The following is a 17,491-nucleotide window of genomic DNA, read 5'->3' as shown; positions in this document are numbered from 1 at the left end:
TTAATTTTGCATAGTAAAGTCGCGTTCAATCAAACTTCCCTTATCGAATACGCGGAGGATTTCATACCGAGTATTACGCTGTGCAGGAATTTTGCCCGCTTCACGAATGAGTTCGGTAATCGACTCGATGTTAACCTTATAAGTTGCACCTGCAGACGAGACCACGTTCTCCTCAATCATTGTACTACCAAAGTCATTACAACCATATTGCAAAGACAATTTCCCGACCTCTGGGCCCATTGTTACCCAAGAAGATTGAATATTCTTGATATTATCGAGAACGATGCGGCTAATCGCCACTGTTTTCAAATATTCCTCAGGTGTTTGTCTCTCTTGTTTGAGATTTGTATTGTCTGGTTGGAAGGTCCACGGGATAAATGCTAGAAAACCTTCGGAATCATATCCGTTCTGTATACATTCATCTTGAGCATCCCGGACACGCATTAAATGAAGCGCCCGTTCCTCCATCGATTCGCCTAATCCGATCACCATCGTCGCTGTTGTATTCATACCAATACGATGCGCGGTTTTCATTACGTCCATCCAGTCTGTCCAGGAGCCTTTCAGGCGACTGATCTTACGACGTGTACGATCATCCAGAATCTCTGCTCCACCACCAGGCAGTGAGTCCAACCCCGCTGCATGAATTTGACGTACAACCTCTTCAAGAGTGAGACCATCCGAGACTTCCTTCATCTTCATAATCTCCGCAGGAGAGAAGGAATGCATTGTAATGTCTGGGAAACGAACCTTAATGGCCTTGAGCAGATCTGTATAGTAACTGAATGACAGATTTGGATTCGTACCACCTTGCATCAAAATTTCCGTTCCATCTACATCTATTGTTTCCTGAATTTTCTGGAAAATAACCTCATCTGGAAGGACATATCCTTCCTCTGAACCAGGTCTACGATAGAATGCACAGAACCGACAGTAAACATCACATACGTTCGTATAGTTAATATTACGGCCTATGACAAATGTTGTCACTGGCTCAGGATGCTTCCGCTCCATCAATATATTAGCAGTATGTCCCATTTTTTCAACTTCGTTGGATTCGAATAATTGTATCGTATCCTCAAGGGTCAAACGCTGTCCTTGAATCGCCTTATCTAATATATTATCAATTGCAGTCACACGGCCTGCCTCCTTTGTTTCTATATAATGTAAGTATATTGAAAGAAATAATAGTTTATGGCTAATATCGTAACATAATATACACAGAAAAACAGCACCCGAGTCCTAGATCGGGTGCCTGCTATGAAACGAAAATCTCCGAAATACTCAGTTAGTTATTGTCCAATGCATGTTCCAAATCAGCAATCAGATCATCAATATCTTCAAGACCGACAGAGAAACGGAGTAAGCCATCGGTAATTCCCCGATCACTCCGAACCTCCTTCGGCATGGAAGCATGGGACATCATCGCTGGATAAGACAGTATACTCTCAACTGCACCAAGACTAACCGCAACAATCGGAAGTTTTACTGCATTAAGTACCTGCTTCGCACGCTCACCAGAACCAACATCAAAAGAAATCACCGCACCGTATCCAGTAGACTGTTTCTCGTGAATCTCGCGACCCGGATGATTTGGCAATCCAGGATAGAACACCGCATCTATATCACTACGAGAACATAACCAATCAGCAAGTTTACGAGCGCTGATTTCACTGTGTGCCATCCGAGCAGACAATGTTTTCATCCCACGCATTAGTAGCCATGAATCTTGTGCTCCCAATACTGTTCCAAGACCGTTCTGCATGTATTTCAAGTTCCGTCCAAGTGACTCTGTACGCACTACCGCAAGACCGGCAAGCACGTCGCTGTGTCCACCAAGAAACTTGGTTGCACTGTGCAATACAATATCAACCCCGAGCTCAATCGGACGTTGATAGTAGGGTGTCATAAAAGTATTGTCCACAATGCTAAGTAAATTATGTTCCTTACACCAAGTCGCAATTTCCGTAATATCTGTAATTTTCAGCGTTGGATTAGATGGAGTCTCCATATATACGGCTTTCGTATTTGGTTTAAGCGCCGCTTTTACTTGATCTACTTCCGTCATATCAACAAACGTAGATTCAATCCCCATTCGGCTCAGTATCGTTGTCAGTAGTCGATATGTACCGCCGTAGACATCTTCCGTTACAATGATGTGATCTCCGGCAGAGAGCAGCATAAATGTAGTCGAAATGGCTGACATACCACTGGAAAAGGCAAATCCGCGCTTGCCACCTTCTAACACAGCGATATAATCTTCTAATGCTTGGCGCGTCGGATTTCCCGAGCGACTGTAATCATATTCCGGTGGATTGAAAATATCATGGTGATGGAATGTCGAAGCCTGATAGATCGGTACACTAGATGCACCAGTGGTACTATCCACTTCATTACCAAAATGAATCAGTTTCGTATCAAATTTCTTAGCCGATCCTACTGAATTCTCATTGTGCCCCGAACCATCACTCATGAACTAATCCTCCCTCAACCTCGACCCGTGCAGCTTCGAGCGCCCGTCCTATATCCTCTATCAAATCATCTATATGCTCAATACCAACCGAGAACCGAAGCAAGCGATCATCCACTCCAACTGCTTCACGAATCTCAAGCGGAATATCAGCATGTGTCTGGATTGCAGGGTATGTCATAAGCGATTCAACTCCACCCAGGCTTTCCGCAAAGGCAATCAACTTCAGATGACGAAGCACCGGCTCAACATAACGAGAATCAGTCACTTTAAATGAGAAAATACCGGTGTTTCCGCTCGATTGTTTATTTTGAATTTCATATCCTGGATGTTGTGGAAGCCCTGGATGAAACACTTCTGCAATCTGCGGATGCTTCTCCAGATAATGAGCCATAGCTAGCGCGTTGCTCTCATGACGCTCCATACGAAGCGCAAGTGTCTTCATGCCGCGCATTAGCTGGTAAGAGTCAGTGGGCCCGAGTACTGCGCCAATAGAATTGTGCAGAAAGGCAATCTCCTCGGAGAGCTTCTCGCCTTTTGTCACGATCAATCCCGCTAGCACATCATTGTGTCCACCCAAGTATTTCGTAGCACTATGAACGACAATGTCCGCACCAAGCTCAAGCGGCCGCTGAAAATATGGCGTGAGTAGCGTATTATCAACAATCGTAAGGATCTCGTATTTACGAGCCCAAAGCGATACCGCTTCGATATCCGTCACCATCATCAGGGGATTAGTTGGAGTCTCAATAAACACTGCCTTTGTATTAGGTTTACGAACGGTTTCAATGGCATCTAGGTCATTAGTGTCAACATAAGAGGCGGTTACACCATACTTAGACAGAATCTTCTCCAATAAACGGTAAGTCCCTCCATACAAATCGAGCGATACAATCAAATGATCTCCCTGTGAGAATAAGGTGAAAACGGTTTGTAGTGCCGCCATACCGGAACTACAGGCAAATCCTGCATCTCCCGATTCTAATAACGCAGAAGCATCTTCCAACACCTTGCGGGTCGGACTCTTTGTTCTCGCATAATCGAAACCCGTACTCTGTCCCAGCCGAGGATGGCGAAACGCAGTCGCTTGATAGATCGGATAATTCACTGCCCCTGTTACCGGCTCCTCTACTGAACCAATTTGTGCTAACCTGCTCTCGATACGCAACTCTTTATCCGACACTAACTATCCCTCCAGATTAAATGTGATAAATAAATTCGACCTGTTGATCTATATCATAGGGTGTTTCCTGATACACATAGTAATTGAGCCAATTGGAAAATAATAAGTTAGCATGAGCACGCCATGTCGAAGGTGGGGCTAGTGAAGGGTCGTTACTCGGATAATAATTGACTGGCAGGTCAACTTCAAGTCCTTTCGCGATGTCACGGTCATACTCCCACTTCAGGGAATTAGGATCATATTCTGAATGACCCGTCACGAAAATCTGCTTACCGTCTTTGGTTGCAACAAGATAGATGCCTGCGCCATCCGATTCTGCTAATATTTCAAGTTCAGTAACCGCCTCAATATCCTTGCGGTCAACATCTGTATGACGAGAGTGAGGTACATTAAACATTTCATCAAATCCGAACAACAATTTAACATTAGGAATGTTAATACGATGTTGAAATACACCAAAACACTTCTTCGGTAAGTCAACTTTACGAACACCGAAGTGATGATAAAGTCCCGCTTGGGCAGCCCAACAAATGTGCAATGTGGAAGTGACGTGAGTTTTGCTCCATTCAAAGATTTCCTGTAGTTCTTCCCAATAGTTTACTTCTTCGAATTCCATTGTTTCAACCGGAGCTCCCGTCACAATCATGCCATCAAAACGCCGATGCTGAATCTCTTCAAACGTTTTGTAGAACATCTCCAGATGTTCTGCCGATGTGTTTCTCGAAGTGTGAGAACGAGGGTGAAGCAGTACAATCTCCACTTGTAGCGGCGTATTTCCAAGCAGTCGTAAAATTTGAGATTCCGTTGTTTCCTTCGTTGGCATCAGATTCAGAATCGCAATCCGCAAGGGACGGATATCTTGCTTATACGCCCGACTCTCATCCATAACGAAGATATTTTCATTCACGAGCACTTCTTTCGCTGGCAAATGATCTGGTACTTTAATAGGCATAATTTCTTCACTCCTTTTTGACGGTTAGTTGTTGATCCGATTTGGAGAGTATCCGGGTAACAAAAAAAGACCTATCTCGTTAAAGAAAGGTCGTCATCTATTTCCTGAATGCGCCTCTCTCATCTCTCAGAAACCGAGGACCGTAGTGGTCACAAAGAGTTCGGTTCTGCAAGAATTAGCACCGTACGATAAATCGCCGGTTGCCGGGTGTCATCGGGCCTGTCCCTCCACCTGCTCTTGATAAGATTTCGCTTATTAAATTATGACTCAGGGATAAATATCACATTAAAATCCCTTTAAATCACTTTAATGTATAATGCCACTTCCCGTCAAGAACTCTTAACAAAAATATAACACCTCTACTTATTCTCGACCATATACTGGGGGGAAGGAAATAAGATACTTTAAAGCTTGTAACATTTCATCTGGCGGCGTTATACTAGACAAGTGTTTCAAATTCTTAAGGTAAAGAGGTGAACCAGAAAATGGAAGGCGACCCGAGTCCGCAGAGAACTACTTCAGAACAATTGCATAGGAAAGAAACCAGCAGGGCGCTCGCGGATAGAATGGGGCTCTTCATTTTCCGGTCACTATTATAGATAGCCTCTTTTTGAGGTGCGACTGGACTGCTGTGTTCTTTCCCTTGCTCTAATCAAGCGTATCCCCGAACTAAACCAACGGGGAAAGGGAGGAAATCAAATGAAAATTCGTCACGTACAAGCAGGCGTATTCACCACTGTCGAAGATATAGAAATTACGACAGTCGCTCCAGAAGAAGGGTTTTACTGGATTGACGCAGACGTAGAAGATTTGGCATTATTGCAGCCGCTCTTCTCGTTGCATGATTTGGCCGTGGAGGACTGTCTTACAGAAGAAGAACAACGTCCTAAGATTGAAACGTATGACAACCATTATTTTATTGTAGTTAATAGCATTCGTTATGACGACGAGGAGATTTTTCTACGTTCGCTGAACCTTTTCCTGGGACGACATTACATCATTACTGTAACGAAGCAGAAGATTAACGAGCTTCGGGCGGTGAAACCCATTCTTTGGGATCAGGAAGTAAACGAACCCGACCGTTTCCTGTATTATCTTATTGACCTTGTTGTTGATAACTATTTTACTGTGGGTGACCGGATTGAGTACAAAATTGAGAAGCTTGAGGAAGATATCCTCATGCATACCAAACGCTCACATCTGAGTGAAATCATCGGACTTCGAAGCGAGATTCTTTGGCTCAAAAAGGTACTCGGCCCACAAAAAGAAGTCATTAATATTTTAAATAAAAAAGATTTGCGTCTAATCGATGACCAATTGCAGAAGTATTTCAGTGACATTTATGAGAATGCTGTAAAAATATCTGAAAACTTTGATACGTTCCGAGAATTGGTGGGCAACTTACGTGAAGCCTATCAATCAGCCATCGCCAATCGAGCGAATGAAATCATGCGTGTCTTTACAGCCATCACGACGATATTTATTCCCCTTACTTTGATTACTGGTATATATGGAATGAACTTTGATAATATGCCTGAACTCCATGGAAAATATAGTTATTTTATCGTGCTTGGCATTATGATATCTCTCGGTGCAGGAATGTTCTACCTGTTCCGCAAACGTGACTGGATATGAAGGAACCCGATATACCACTCAGGATATACTAAAGGACGAAAGAGCTCCCGAGCCTCGGAGATTCTTTCGTCCTTTTTTGCGCTCATCTAGTTACCTGTACTCACGAATGATCTTAGTCCCCTCTTCCAGAACAACAACGCTATGCTTAGCGTGACAATGGCAACAACCGGTGTCCATATCCCAATACTCCGAAATCCAGAACCATCTAGAAACAATGCCGCGGGATAAAATGCCGTAAAACCGTAAGGAATAATCCATGTCAGTACAAAACGTACTCCTTTTCCATAAATCTGCATCGGATAACGTGCAAAATCATTCATCCCCTGCACGGCATACATGACCGGTAGACTATCGACCATCCAGAAGGATAATGTCGCAAAAAACAAGTTTACAGCTAGGAATATGGCCGCACTTGATATAATCATGACGATAAGTAACATCACTTCAGCTATTCCCCAGTGTAACTCCAAATGTGGGATAGCTGTAAACAACACAATTATTCCCACTAAGAAACTGCCAACTCCGTCCTGTTGAACTCGCTCAGCTATAATTTGAAAGAGTGGATTGACCGGACGTACTAGTAATCTATCAAAATTTCCAGGCCGTATATATTGCCAGCCTAACGTCCATAAATTATCGAAGAATGTATGCTCCAGTGACCGACCTAGCATAGCCACCGCAAAAATAAACAATAATTGATAGAATGTCCAGCCGTGAATGGTATCCACATTATGAAATACTAATGCAATGAACAAAATAGATGTTCCCTGCACAAATAAGACAGACATCACTCCGATCAGAAAATCGACCCGGTACTCCATCATCACTTTTATCCGAGCTTTAAAGTATTGCCAATAGAGCTTCGAGTATCTCCGCACGATGATCCTCCCCTTGCGTTTTGTACATATGGTTAGGTTAGCCCCCGAAAATCGTCACCTTCCGTATCGCGAAAGACCAAGCCAGCCGTATGCCTACAATAATGACAACCAGCCATACTAGCTGTATCACTATAGCCTGAAGTGCAGCAATCCCCTCAATTTGACCAGTATAGATTGCGACCGGCACATAAACCATCGATTGAAAAGGTAGAAAATTACTGACCATTTGTAACCATGAAGGAAACATAGTAATTGGAACAAGAACCCCAGAAAAGAAAGCCAAAATTGCGTCGCGAAGCACTCTGAGCCCCCATACATAATGCAACCAGAATGCTAAAATTCCTATGATGAGATCGAGCTGTGTTCCAATGAAGATGCCTAATAATGCACTGATAATAAACAATAAGAGCGATAACCATGATGTGGGTGAGTTAATATGTAGGAATAGGAAAGCTACAAGTAATAGCGGAAATGTTTCGCGGATGGTTCCTGATATCTTACTACCTAAATCTAGTGCGACCAATTTGTCGAGCAGATTGTATGGACGCATCAGCTCAATGGCGACACTTCCATCTCGAACTTGGTTGGCAAGTTGTCCACCAACTCCTGACACATAATTTCCTAATAATGTCGCGAGCACAATATAAGTAATCATCGTATCCAAAGGCATATCACTAATTGTAGTGCGGTTCTCATACACTGCATGCCAGAATGCATAGATAATGAGCATTCTCATGATTATCGAAGCACTTCTTGCCCAATACCAAGCTGTGTATGCGGTATCTAGTTGAATTTGCGACTTCGCCATTTCCCAATATTTACGCATCTTCTAAATCCCCCGCTCGTAAATATCCTGCACAATACTTTCGATCTTAGAATCTGCAATCGTTAAATCTCTAATGTGATAGAATCTCAACATCTCAGAAATAACTTCTGCTGCGGTGATGATAAGATTGCTGAATGATAAGCTAACCACTCCCGCTTCATGGGCGGTGAATTCAGCTTTACCTAATAGAGATTCAGGTAGCGTAAATTCACCTTCTTGCTCCATTTCAAAATGAATGATCCGCTTATGTCCATACCGGTCCTTAATCGATTGAATACTACCATCGTAAAGAATTTTCCCTTCATCAATGATGATAATCCGCTTACAAATTTCTTCAATATCCTGCATGTCGTGTGTGGTCAAAATGACCGTCGTATTCATACTTCGATTCATTTCCTTAATAAATTGACGGATTTTCACCTTTACTGCTACATCTAGCCCAATGGTCGGCTCATCAAGATAAACAATAGAAGGACTATGCAAAAATGCTGCCGCCAACTCGCACCGCATTTTTTGCCCCAGAGACAGTTGGCGTACAGGAACTCCGAGCAAAGGACCCAAATCTAACACTTCAGTAAATAGCTCCATGGTTTTATCGTACTGATCCTGTGGAATTTCATAAATATGCTTCAGTAAGTCATACGATTCACGAACTGCAATATCCCAGAACAATTGAGTCCGTTGCCCAAATACTGCACCGATATTGGATGCATTGCGCTTTCTTTCTTTGTAAGGGACAATACCACTAACGGTAATTTCACCTGAAGATGGAGTTAAGATTCCGCACAACATTTTAATTGTAGTTGACTTGCCTGCACCATTAGCCCCTATGTATCCAACCATCTCACCTTGGTCGATCACAAAACTGATATTATCTACAGCTTTTTTGATCGAATATTTTCGTGCAAATAATCCCTGTACCGCTCCTAATAAACCCGGTTTCTTCTCCACAAGCTTATAATACTTAGATAACCCTTTGACTTCGATCAAAACTACTCCCCCTCAAACCTTCGTGCAAACGATTGCATTTTAAGGTACAAAAAATACTTTTCCTAATCACATTTTCACTCATATTTTACACCTAAGTCATAAAAATACAATGTGAATTTTTATACAAAAAGAGCCAAGCAAGCACAGGGAAATCTCCCGGAACTAGCTTGGCTCTGAGGTCGAGGATAACCTACCCCGCGCTACGGATTGATTCTCTTTGACGGCGATAACGTATGCGAATCAAGCGAAGTTGTTCATATAACTTTTCCAAATTAACTCCTTCTGCCATCTCCTGTCCATATACCCGTTGCAATACAGGTTTCAAAAAAGTATCTCCTATTTCTTCGTACGCCTTCCAGACGGCTGTACGTTCCCCCTCTGGCATCTCCATTAATTCTGTCTCTATTAAATTATCCGTGTTATATCCGTCCTTCTCTAATTCCTCTAGAAGTTCCACGGCTTCTCTTCGTTCAATACCCGCACGTAAAGAAATTTGTTCCACACCAAGACCTTCGTTAATACATTCCAGTACGTTTCTACGAGTAGTGAATTTCTCCATCTCTACTCGGAACTTGGCTTCCTTCTGCTTGTAAAGCCAGGAACGAAATATTTCCTCATCAAGCTCAAGGTCAACCCAACTTAGCGGAAAGGACGTTGATCGCTCAGAAACTAGAGTCAGCTCCAGTAGTTCAGGGCCATATTCTTTCGCCTTATTCTCTCCTACACCAGGCAACTGGAGTAATTCTTCTACTGTCTGCGGGCGGAATACACTGATCATTCGTAGCAACCGGTTACTCGCAATCAGATACGGGGCTTTACGCTCCGAAGAAGCCTTCTTTCTCCGCCATGAGCATAGTTCTAGATATAACGGTTCATTACCTTTCATTTCGCTATAGCAAACTAACTTCTGAGCGGCCATACCTCGTCCACGTAGTTCCTCTCTCTCATCCCAAATCCCTTCAACAATCGGTCGAAAGCCTTCACTCATCTTCATAACAAGATGATGGCGATACACATGTAGCATCTCTGACCAAGACACACCTTCGTACCAAATATACTCCTGTTCCTCCCCCTCCATTATTTCATTCCACCCGATCCGCCAGGATCCGTCTTCCTCTCCGATCCACACCTGCGCTGCAACTGCAACGCCTACATTGTCCTTCTTCTCCAAGCTGTTTAAGAACATCACTCGCATAATCCTTTCGCCTCCTTACATGCTTCAGTAACGAATAAGAAGTCAGGTATACGCGTCTTATAAACACGCAAAAAAGCACCCGCTTGCAAATTCGCAAGAGAAGGTGCTTCCTCCGTCTGTATACTGTTATTCCTAATAATAACATTTTTTACTGCGCTGTCAATAATCATGAACATTCCCCACAAGACATGCTTTTCCGTTATAATGACTACAAACCTAACTTTCTCTAGGAGGTATATGAAATGACTGATCCACAGAAAGATTTAGATTTTTTATCCGATAGTACGGAGAGTACCTCCACAAGGTTCGTAACTTTTATCGGTCACTCACTGAAACGATTCGATCTGGCTGTCACCACCACAGGACGTTTCTATGGAAAGAAGCTCGTAGCCGATCTACAGAACGGTAAGACCGCTATCCTTGGTAGCGATGATTTGGATGAAGAAGGATATATAGAGCATGTATTCGGGATCAATGAGGAAGAAGCTAACGAGTTGCGTATTTTTCTATATCAAGTCGTTGGTGAGCCCTATTTTACCGATTAAATGTTACACTTCATCTTGTTCTGAACGAGGACCAAAGAATGCTAGTAAACCAAACGATATCAATACCATTAACCCTGCCCAAACCCATGCTAACTTCATATCACCAGATTCTACCGCCATGTAAATGGCGGTAGGTAATGTCTGAGTTCTGCCAGGGATATTACCTGCCAACATCAAAGTAGCCCCAAACTCACCTAAAGCTCTAGTAAATGCCAATACAAATCCCGTTATTAGCGCGCGACGAGCTAAAGGAATGATAACCCACAATAACAACTGCCATTCGGAAGCGCCCATGGAACGGCCAGCCGCTGCTAAATCACGATCGATTGAGGCAAAACCAGCTTTGGCCGACTGATATGCCAATGGAAAAGCTACCACGCTCGCAGCTATGACCGCTGCCCCCCACGTAAAAACAATAGGAAGTCCCGACATTTGTTCAAATAATCTTCCTATGACACCTCTACGGCCAAACGCTACAAGCAATAGAAAGCCAACTACGGTCGGGGGTAAGACCATCGGTAACATAATCAGTGTTTCAATAACCAACTTACCTCTAAATCTTCTCCCTGTCATTTTCCATGCAACATACCCCGCCAAGATAAAAGCAATCAGACCTGCTAACGAAGAAACTTTCAGGGATAATACTACAGGTGACCAAAACTCATTGGGATACATATTTCATTCCTCATTCCGGTATGGTAAACCCATACTTTACAAATACATCTTGGGCTTCTTTACTTTGCAGAAATTGCAGTAATTGCTCTGCCTCACCGTTGTGTTTAGTCTCTGCGATAATGCCGGCAGGATAAAGAATGGATTTATGTTTAGATGCATCTATTTGAAATGCCATCTTAACTTTGTCTGATAACAAAGCATCCGTAAGGTAGACAAAACCCGCATCCGCATTACCAGACTCTACATAAGTCAGCACTTGACTTACATCCTTAGTAAACACCATTTTGGGTTGTAATTCTTCCCATAACCCCTCACTCTCCAAGGTTTCACGAGCATAAGTACCTGCTGGTACAACCTCCGGTTCACCAACCGCTATATTATGAATAGCAACGTCTTTTAGGGTTTCCAATTGATCTGGTATCCCCTCTGCGTCACTCTTTACGATAAGGACAAGACTATTCAATAACAAAGATACACTCTGATCCGCCAGAACTAACTTTTTATCAATCAACGCATCCATTTGTTTCTTTCCTGCGGATAGGAAAAGATCGACTGGTGCCCCTTGTTCGATCTGCTTCTGCAACGACCCGGAGGCTCCAAAGTTATAAACTAACTTAATACTGGGATTCAGGTCTTCAAATATCGGAGTAAGCTCCTCCAAGCTATCTTTCAAGCTTGCAGCTGCCGATACCGTTAAAGTAATAGTATTCTGCTCGGTAGGCTCGACTGTACTATTTACTGTTGCTTTTTCACTTTTACCACAAGCGGTAATTAACAGCCCAAACATAAGTATAAGAATAATAGCAAACCTCATTTTTTTACTGTATATTGAATCTTGAAGCATGTCTCCACCCTCTTTTGGTATAATTTCTCATTATTATATTATATCTAGTATGGTTTGTATATATTTAGATATAACTAGTTAAACAGGAGGAGCCTATGAACGATATCACCTATACAACTGAAGAAGTTGCCAAACTTCTCAAAGTATCCAAATTAACCGTATATGACCTAATTAAAAAAGGCGAGCTCCCTGCCTACCGCGTTGGCAAGCAAATGAGAATTGATGCTCTTGACTTGGAGCAGTACAAATCAAATACAAAGAACGACGGACTCTCCCGCCAGAGTATATCTAACGATGTTACGATGGGCGTAATCCCACCAAATTCTGCGCTCGATCCAACAAGTGATGGAGTAGCACAGTCCCAAAGAACTCTAGTTATCACGGGTCAAGATCTCAGTTTGGATTTGCTGGCAAGACATTTGGAAAAGATGGCCCCGACTTACCGATCGTTACGCTCCCATGACGGGAGCCTCGACAGTCTGATCTCCATGTACCGTGGACAAAGTGACATCGTAAGCTCCCATTTACTAGATGGTGACAGTGGTGAGTATAACATTCCCTATGTCACCAAAATATTAGCCGGTCATTCTTATATGGTCGTAAATCTCCTACAAAGGATTGCCGGATTATATGTCCGTAAAGGGAATCCACACAACTTACAAGAGTGGAGTGATCTGAGTAAGCCGGGGATCACTTTGATCAATCGCGAGAAAGGATCTGGAGCAAGGGTACTTCTTGATGAGCAGCTTCGGATACATGGAATTGACCGCAATCTGATTAAAGGATATGTACAGGAAGAAACCGGTCATATGGGAGTAGCTGGACGGGTTTCTGCGGGAACTGCCGATGTCGGGGTAGGCATACAGAATGCAGTTTCATTGTTCAACGAAGTGGAATTCATACCACTTATAAAAGAACGGTACGATCTTATCGTATTAAAGAAGCCTCAAAATATGGAATGGATTGCTCAACTACTGCAGATATTACGCTCTTCTGAATTCCGTCAGGAACTTCTGTCCATTCAAGGCTACGATTTGTCTCTGACTGGACAGGTCCTATTCGAAACCTAACAACAAAGGGTGTCCCAAGTGCAGATCATTCTGCACTTGGAACACCCTTTTTATTACTTCGAAACTTGAGCACCAAAAATGAGTGTATTGCTTAACAATCGACCTGCAGGAGTCAATACTTTGCCACCACCATAAAGGGCTGATGAGGCACCACCATCTAGATTCATGGCCTGCTTCGCTCCCAGTGACTTCATAATTTCAGCCCACTGCTTCATAGTTGCACCTGAGACGGTGGCTAAAAGTGTAGATCCGTCCGGCATGATCGCGATACCACTACGTGCAGCCGAGCCCGTTAATATTTTCGGATCCTTGAATCCTTCATTAGCGGCATCAAGCGATACTTTGCCATCCTTCACTAGACGCGGGCCTGCACCAACAGCTGCTATAACCTCTTCCCAAGGAATTAGATTTCCCAAAGCATCCTTGTACGTAAAGGTCCGCTCAACTTCACTATCTATGACAAAACGTTCAGCACTACTCTGTTCTGTTCCACTAAATACAATTACATAACCATTCGCAGGAATTGATGCATTATTATTATTCTCGTTCTTCGTTACCTTGCCTTCAACAATAGTGACAGCAATACCACCAGAGAATCCTACTTTGGTTCCTCGATCAGGTGTGTACATGATGCTAACATTACTTCCTTTGGCTGGCTCGCGATTCAAGAAAGTCACATACCAACCAAGCGTTTTACCATCAGGTTTCTTAACTTTCCCTTTGATCGAAGTACGTAGTGTGTCCATTAATGCTGTACCGTCTGCCAGATATCCAATGACCGTACCGTATCCACCATTATGCATAAAGCGGCCACCCGCAATTAAGGTACCATAAGGATCTGGTGGACCACCATAAGCTTCGAAGAATGCTCCGTTTATTGCGGCTTCACCCTTATATCTAGAAATGATTCCCTCAAGTTTCTCTGTACTGCCTACCTGCCCTTTAGCCAGTCCGACCGTAACGGGTGTACCCTTTGGAATCTGAACCGTTTGTACAGTGAAATTCTTGTTGCCTACCTTCACTTTCTTAGTTGCGCTTTTTATCCCCGAGTTGGATGCTGCTAGAGTAATATTGCCACTCTCAAACAACTGTCCTAAGAAAACCAGGAGTATCAAAGCAATTAGAGTTTTTCTAAATCTTCCAGATTTACTTGTCAAACTACTGCAACTCCCATCCATGAACATACGCTTGCCATCTCTAATTCTTCAAACTTAGAGACCACTTGAACCGGGTTAAGCTCGAATCGACAGGTATCTGCATGACATACAAGTTCAACATCACACCGAATCCGGGCAAGCCCTCTACAAAGCTCCAGCATCTCAAGATCAACTTCAATTTTGGTGCGGACTGATTTGGTCAGCTTATCCAAGTTATCGAGAATCCCCTCAACTGATCCGTACTCCTGTATCAACTTCATCGCTGTCTTCTCACCTATCCCACGAACACCAGGATAGTTATCGCTAGTATCACCCATCAGACCCTTAAGATCAATGATCTGAACTGGAATCAGACCTTTCTCCTCCATCAGGCTCTCTGGGGTATATACCATGTAATTTCCCATGCCCTTTTTCATAATGATAACACTTGTATTCGGACTAACCAGCTGTAGCATGTCATGGTCACCCGTCAATATGAGCACGTCCATATCCTCACTGAACCTCGCTGCAAGTGTACCGATGCAATCATCTGCTTCATAGCCTACAGAACTTATATTGGGCACGTCAAGGCTATCCATCACATCACGGATAATTTGAAACTGCGGAATTAAATCTTCCGGTGCATCAGAACGATTCCCCTTATATTCGGGGAACTGCCCACTACGGAAGGTCTTGCCCCCCAAATCCCAACAACAGGCTATATGGGTGGGATTAAATTTTTGTACTGCGTCCCAGAAATAGCGCATGAATCCATAGACAGCATTCGTAGGGATCCCTGCTTTTGTACGTCGAATGTACCCTGTTGCAGCCGAGGCATAGTACGCACGAAACATAAGCGCCATTCCATCCACCAACAGGATTTTCTCTTGATTGTTTTGCTCGAAAGTCACTTCAATCGCTCCTTGATTATAAGTTCAATACTACTTCCATACCTGCTCATATTCTGCTTCTTTGAAACCTACGGTAACGGTCTTCCCATCACTTACGATGGGACGTTTAATAAGCATACCATTACTAGCTAGCAGTGCTATTTGTTCCTCACGAGACATCACAGGTAGCTTGTCCTTTAGACCTAATTGTTTGTATACTTCACCATTTGTATTGAAGAACTTCTTCAGTTCAAATCCACTAAGATCTATCATTTTCGAAAGTTCTATTTCTGTGGGAGGTGTCTCCATGATATGCCGGGAATCCAATTTATGTCCCTTAGCCTCCAACCATTTCATAGCATTACGACAAGTGCTGCATTTCGGATATTGATACACAATAAGTTGACTCATATAAGTAATTCCTCCTATTGTTATAGCTGATAAGCACGAACTAAGCTTCATCCGCCAGTATTATTCTCATTTGTTCCATATCATTAGGAAGTGGAGCCTGAAACAGAAGAGGTTCCCCCGTAATCGGATGCCGAAACCCTAGCTCACAAGCGTGCAAGGCCTGACGGGGAATTAAATTATCTAATGTTAGTACAGCCTCTCTCTCCAGAACATCCTTCGATTCCAGTTCAAGCATTCGATACATCTTATCGCCAATCAATGGGTGCCCTATTGAAGTCATGTGTACACGGATTTGATGAGTTCTTCCTGTACCCAATATGAGTTCTACTAGTGCTCCCCGCTTATAGCTGGCCATCGTTTTGTACCATGTTAGTGCCGGGTATCCTGTTTCGATCACTATTCTCCGATGTGGTTCTGCTGGATCTCGGTCAATCGGGCCATCAATGGCACCTTCCTCTGGTTCCGGACAACCATGAACTAGTGCCACATACTTCTTCGTCACCTGACCTGCTATCAATTGCTCCGAGATATGTTGATGTACATAGGCGTTCTTGGCAATGGCAATAAGACCACTCGTGTCCTGATCCAAGCGATGCACGGGGCGGAAGCGAAACATTTCGCCTTTTTCCTGCCAATAATAAACAATCCCATTAGCTAATGTCCCCGTGTAGTGTCCATTAGTCGGATGAACGATGATACCAGGATCTTTATTTACGATCAACAAAGAGTAGTCTTCAAATACTATATTAAAAGGAATGGGCTGCGGTAAGATATCCTCCGAAATTTCTTTTTCTAACGAAATAGCGACAACATCCCCTGCATTCACGTTCACACTAATATGGACCCTTTCACCATTCAAGGTAATACCACGTTCCGTCAGCTTAATTCTGGATAGTAGTTTACGGGACACTCCTAATCTCTTTTGCAATACGGTCTTGAGTAACATCCCATTATCCTGTTCTGTTACTTCATATGTTATCGGTTCGTAATAAGCTGTCATAATTAGTTACGGAACACCTTCCCGCTCCGCACGTATTCAATATCTTGAACTTCCATACGTGCATTTGCAGTTCTTGCAACCGCAAAGAAGAAATCAGAAAGTCTATTTAAATATTTGAGCACTGCCGAGTTAATCTCCCTCTGTTGACTCAAAGTAACGGTTCTTCGCTCCGCGCGTCGACATACCGTCCTACAAACATGCAAGATAGAAGCAAGCTGTGTACCACCAGGCAGAATGAACTTCGCAAGCGGTGGATTCTCCGCTTCATAACGATCAATCCATAACTCTAATCGTCCTACCAGCTCTTCACCTACTTTATAGGGTCCGTTTTTGACTTGTACATAGGCAAGATCAGATCCGCAGTCGAATAACTCCTGTTGTATCTGGAGTAGATTCTCTCTCAGATCAGCAAAACCAACTGGATCGGTTAAACTCACCGCCTGGCCAACAAAACAATTCAACTCGTCGATCGTGCCATAAGCCTCAACTCGATCATCATCTTTAAGTACTCTTCCTCCGATCACAGAGGTCTTTCCTTCGTCACCAGTTCGTGTATAAATTGACACTGTAAATTCCCCCTATATTAAGAGTTTCTCTTATCATTATTTCGGTCAGAACTATTATTTGCACTATATTCTAGTTCAACTATACCATAAAAATCCCCCAAAGCAGGGATCATAGACGAGAATGAAGGTATCCAAATGACTCCACCTGCATCTAACAACGAAGATAAATCTTCATACAAAAAGGGCTCCCTTGAAGAATCTCAACCGATCCCCATAAGAGCCCCG

19 protein-coding genes and 1 riboswitch are annotated in these 17,491 nt (G+C 43.1%); of the genes, 3 read left to right on the top strand and 16 right to left on the bottom strand.

What is annotated here, in order from left to right:
- The 4 genes from mqnC to metA all read right to left on the bottom strand — a co-directional run bounded on the left by mqnC (nucleotide 1) and on the right by metA (nucleotide 4,605).
- Complete coding sequence (gene mqnC / locus NST85_RS08490; RefSeq protein WP_127192403.1) at nucleotides 1-1,137, bottom strand: cyclic dehypoxanthinyl futalosine synthase; 1,137 nt, start codon at nucleotides 1,135-1,137, stop codon at nucleotides 1-3.
- Nucleotides 1,138-1,288: 151 nt separating this feature from the next.
- Complete coding sequence (locus NST85_RS08485) at nucleotides 1,289-2,473, bottom strand: trans-sulfuration enzyme family protein (RefSeq protein ID WP_307394129.1); 1,185 nt, start codon at nucleotides 2,471-2,473, stop codon at nucleotides 1,289-1,291.
- Nucleotides 2,466-3,653 carry a PLP-dependent transferase gene (locus NST85_RS08480; RefSeq protein ID WP_341189065.1) on the bottom strand — a complete coding sequence of 396 codons (1,188 nt, stop codon included), beginning with the start codon at nucleotides 3,651-3,653 and terminating at the stop codon, nucleotides 2,466-2,468. The genes NST85_RS08485 and NST85_RS08480 overlap by 8 nt, the downstream gene beginning before the upstream one ends.
- Nucleotides 3,654-3,669: 16 nt before the next feature.
- Nucleotides 3,670-4,605 carry a homoserine O-acetyltransferase MetA gene (metA, locus tag NST85_RS08475; protein WP_127192406.1) on the bottom strand — a complete coding sequence of 312 codons (936 nt, stop codon included), beginning with the start codon at nucleotides 4,603-4,605 and terminating at the stop codon, nucleotides 3,670-3,672.
- A 116-nt stretch (nucleotides 4,606-4,721) separates the two neighbouring features.
- Nucleotides 4,722-4,852, bottom strand: a riboswitch (SAM riboswitch).
- Between the two features lie 452 nt (nucleotides 4,853-5,304).
- Here metA and corA point away from each other — a divergent pair.
- Entirely contained in the window at nucleotides 5,305-6,240 is a 936-nt protein-coding gene (gene corA, locus NST85_RS08470; protein ID WP_127192407.1) for a magnesium/cobalt transporter CorA, read from the top strand.
- Nucleotides 6,241-6,326: 86 nt separating this feature from the next.
- Here corA and NST85_RS08465 read toward each other — a convergent pair whose 3' ends face one another.
- The 5 genes from NST85_RS08465 to NST85_RS08445 all read right to left on the bottom strand — a co-directional run bounded on the left by NST85_RS08465 (nucleotide 6,327) and on the right by NST85_RS08445 (nucleotide 10,299).
- Entirely contained in the window at nucleotides 6,327-7,118 is a 792-nt protein-coding gene (locus NST85_RS08465; protein WP_246054078.1) for an ABC transporter permease, read from the bottom strand.
- Nucleotides 7,119-7,155: 37 nt separating this feature from the next.
- Entirely contained in the window at nucleotides 7,156-7,944 is a 789-nt protein-coding gene (locus NST85_RS08460; RefSeq protein WP_341189064.1) for an ABC transporter permease, read from the bottom strand.
- A 3-nt stretch (nucleotides 7,945-7,947) separates the two neighbouring features.
- The gene (locus NST85_RS08455; protein ID WP_341189063.1) at nucleotides 7,948-8,934 is read right to left on the bottom strand and encodes an ABC transporter ATP-binding protein; all 987 of its coding nucleotides are present in this window, start codon (nucleotides 8,932-8,934) and stop codon (nucleotides 7,948-7,950) included.
- A 190-nt stretch (nucleotides 8,935-9,124) separates the two neighbouring features.
- Nucleotides 9,125-10,129: an HRDC domain-containing protein gene (locus tag NST85_RS08450; protein ID WP_341189062.1), complete on the bottom strand. Its 1,005-nt coding sequence runs from the start codon at nucleotides 10,127-10,129 to the stop codon at nucleotides 9,125-9,127.
- Nucleotides 10,120-10,299: a hypothetical protein gene (locus NST85_RS08445; protein WP_127192411.1), complete on the bottom strand. Its 180-nt coding sequence runs from the start codon at nucleotides 10,297-10,299 to the stop codon at nucleotides 10,120-10,122. The genes NST85_RS08450 and NST85_RS08445 overlap by 10 nt, the downstream gene beginning before the upstream one ends.
- 72 nt (nucleotides 10,300-10,371) lie before the next feature.
- Here NST85_RS08445 and NST85_RS08440 point away from each other — a divergent pair, with 72 nt between their 5' ends.
- Nucleotides 10,372-10,674 carry a DUF3055 domain-containing protein gene (locus NST85_RS08440; RefSeq protein WP_127192412.1) on the top strand — a complete coding sequence of 101 codons (303 nt, stop codon included), beginning with the start codon at nucleotides 10,372-10,374 and terminating at the stop codon, nucleotides 10,672-10,674.
- 3 nt (nucleotides 10,675-10,677) lie between these two features.
- Here the strand turns inward: NST85_RS08440 and modB are convergent, their stop codons facing one another.
- On the bottom strand, nucleotides 10,678-11,349 hold the full coding sequence (modB, locus tag NST85_RS08435; protein WP_127192413.1) for a molybdate ABC transporter permease subunit: 672 nt from the start codon (nucleotides 11,347-11,349) through the stop codon (nucleotides 10,678-10,680).
- 10 nt (nucleotides 11,350-11,359) lie between these two features.
- Nucleotides 11,360-12,193, bottom strand: a complete 834-nt coding sequence (modA, locus tag NST85_RS08430) for a molybdate ABC transporter substrate-binding protein (RefSeq protein ID WP_341189061.1) — start codon at nucleotides 12,191-12,193, stop codon at nucleotides 11,360-11,362.
- A gap of 95 nt (nucleotides 12,194-12,288) precedes the next feature.
- Here modA and NST85_RS08425 point away from each other — a divergent pair, with 95 nt between their 5' ends.
- On the top strand, nucleotides 12,289-13,263 hold the full coding sequence (locus NST85_RS08425; RefSeq protein WP_341189060.1) for a helix-turn-helix transcriptional regulator: 975 nt from the start codon (nucleotides 12,289-12,291) through the stop codon (nucleotides 13,261-13,263).
- Nucleotides 13,264-13,316: 53 nt separating this feature from the next.
- Here NST85_RS08425 and NST85_RS08420 read toward each other — a convergent pair whose 3' ends face one another.
- From NST85_RS08420 to NST85_RS08400, 5 genes are read right to left on the bottom strand one after another with little or no spacing between them, the layout of a single operon-like run.
- Nucleotides 13,317-14,420, bottom strand: a complete 1,104-nt coding sequence (locus tag NST85_RS08420; protein ID WP_341189059.1) for a phosphodiester glycosidase family protein — start codon at nucleotides 14,418-14,420, stop codon at nucleotides 13,317-13,319.
- Nucleotides 14,417-15,310, bottom strand: coding sequence for a 5'-3' exonuclease (locus NST85_RS08415; RefSeq protein ID WP_341189058.1), 894 nt, complete (start codon nucleotides 15,308-15,310; stop codon nucleotides 14,417-14,419). The genes NST85_RS08420 and NST85_RS08415 overlap by 4 nt, the downstream gene beginning before the upstream one ends.
- A gap of 30 nt (nucleotides 15,311-15,340) precedes the next feature.
- Complete coding sequence (locus NST85_RS08410; protein WP_127192427.1) at nucleotides 15,341-15,700, bottom strand: arsenate reductase family protein; 360 nt, start codon at nucleotides 15,698-15,700, stop codon at nucleotides 15,341-15,343.
- Nucleotides 15,701-15,740: 40 nt separating this feature from the next.
- Nucleotides 15,741-16,700, bottom strand: a complete 960-nt coding sequence (locus tag NST85_RS08405; RefSeq protein ID WP_127192428.1) for an RluA family pseudouridine synthase — start codon at nucleotides 16,698-16,700, stop codon at nucleotides 15,741-15,743.
- A 2-nt stretch (nucleotides 16,701-16,702) separates the two neighbouring features.
- The gene (locus tag NST85_RS08400; protein WP_127192429.1) at nucleotides 16,703-17,266 is read right to left on the bottom strand and encodes a cob(I)yrinic acid a,c-diamide adenosyltransferase; all 564 of its coding nucleotides are present in this window, start codon (nucleotides 17,264-17,266) and stop codon (nucleotides 16,703-16,705) included.
- Nucleotides 17,267-17,491 lie beyond the last annotated feature (225 nt).

Origin of the sequence: Paenibacillus sp. FSL K6-2524, from assembly GCF_038005525.1 — a bacterium.
In the GTDB taxonomy this organism is placed as follows: Bacteria; Bacillota; Bacilli; order Paenibacillales; family Paenibacillaceae; genus Fontibacillus; species Fontibacillus anaericanus.
This window is presented reverse-complemented; position numbering and strand designations above follow the sequence as displayed.

Excerpts from the sequence above, each read along its gene's own strand:
- metA (WP_127192406.1), bottom strand. The coding sequence starts at position 4,605 with ATGCCTATTAAAGTACCAGATCATTTGCCAGCGAAAGAAGTGCTCGTG.
- modA (WP_341189061.1), bottom strand. The coding sequence starts at position 12,193 with ATGCTTCAAGATTCAATATACAGTAAAAAAATGAGGTTTGCTATTATT.
- NST85_RS08410 (WP_127192427.1), bottom strand. The coding sequence starts at position 15,700 with ATGAGTCAACTTATTGTGTATCAATATCCGAAATGCAGCACTTGTCGT.
- NST85_RS08460 (WP_341189064.1), bottom strand. The coding sequence starts at position 7,944 with ATGCGTAAATATTGGGAAATGGCGAAGTCGCAAATTCAACTAGATACC.
- NST85_RS08445 (WP_127192411.1), bottom strand. The coding sequence starts at position 10,299 with ATGATTATTGACAGCGCAGTAAAAAATGTTATTATTAGGAATAACAGT.
- corA (WP_127192407.1), top strand. The coding sequence starts at position 5,305 with ATGAAAATTCGTCACGTACAAGCAGGCGTATTCACCACTGTCGAAGAT.
- NST85_RS08440 (WP_127192412.1), top strand. The coding sequence starts at position 10,372 with ATGACTGATCCACAGAAAGATTTAGATTTTTTATCCGATAGTACGGAG.
- modB (WP_127192413.1), bottom strand. The coding sequence starts at position 11,349 with ATGTATCCCAATGAGTTTTGGTCACCTGTAGTATTATCCCTGAAAGTT.
- NST85_RS08450 (WP_341189062.1), bottom strand. The coding sequence starts at position 10,129 with ATGCGAGTGATGTTCTTAAACAGCTTGGAGAAGAAGGACAATGTAGGC.
- NST85_RS08405 (WP_127192428.1), bottom strand. The coding sequence starts at position 16,700 with ATGACAGCTTATTACGAACCGATAACATATGAAGTAACAGAACAGGAT.
- NST85_RS08485 (WP_307394129.1), bottom strand. The coding sequence starts at position 2,473 with ATGAGTGATGGTTCGGGGCACAATGAGAATTCAGTAGGATCGGCTAAG.
- NST85_RS08425 (WP_341189060.1), top strand. The coding sequence starts at position 12,289 with ATGAACGATATCACCTATACAACTGAAGAAGTTGCCAAACTTCTCAAA.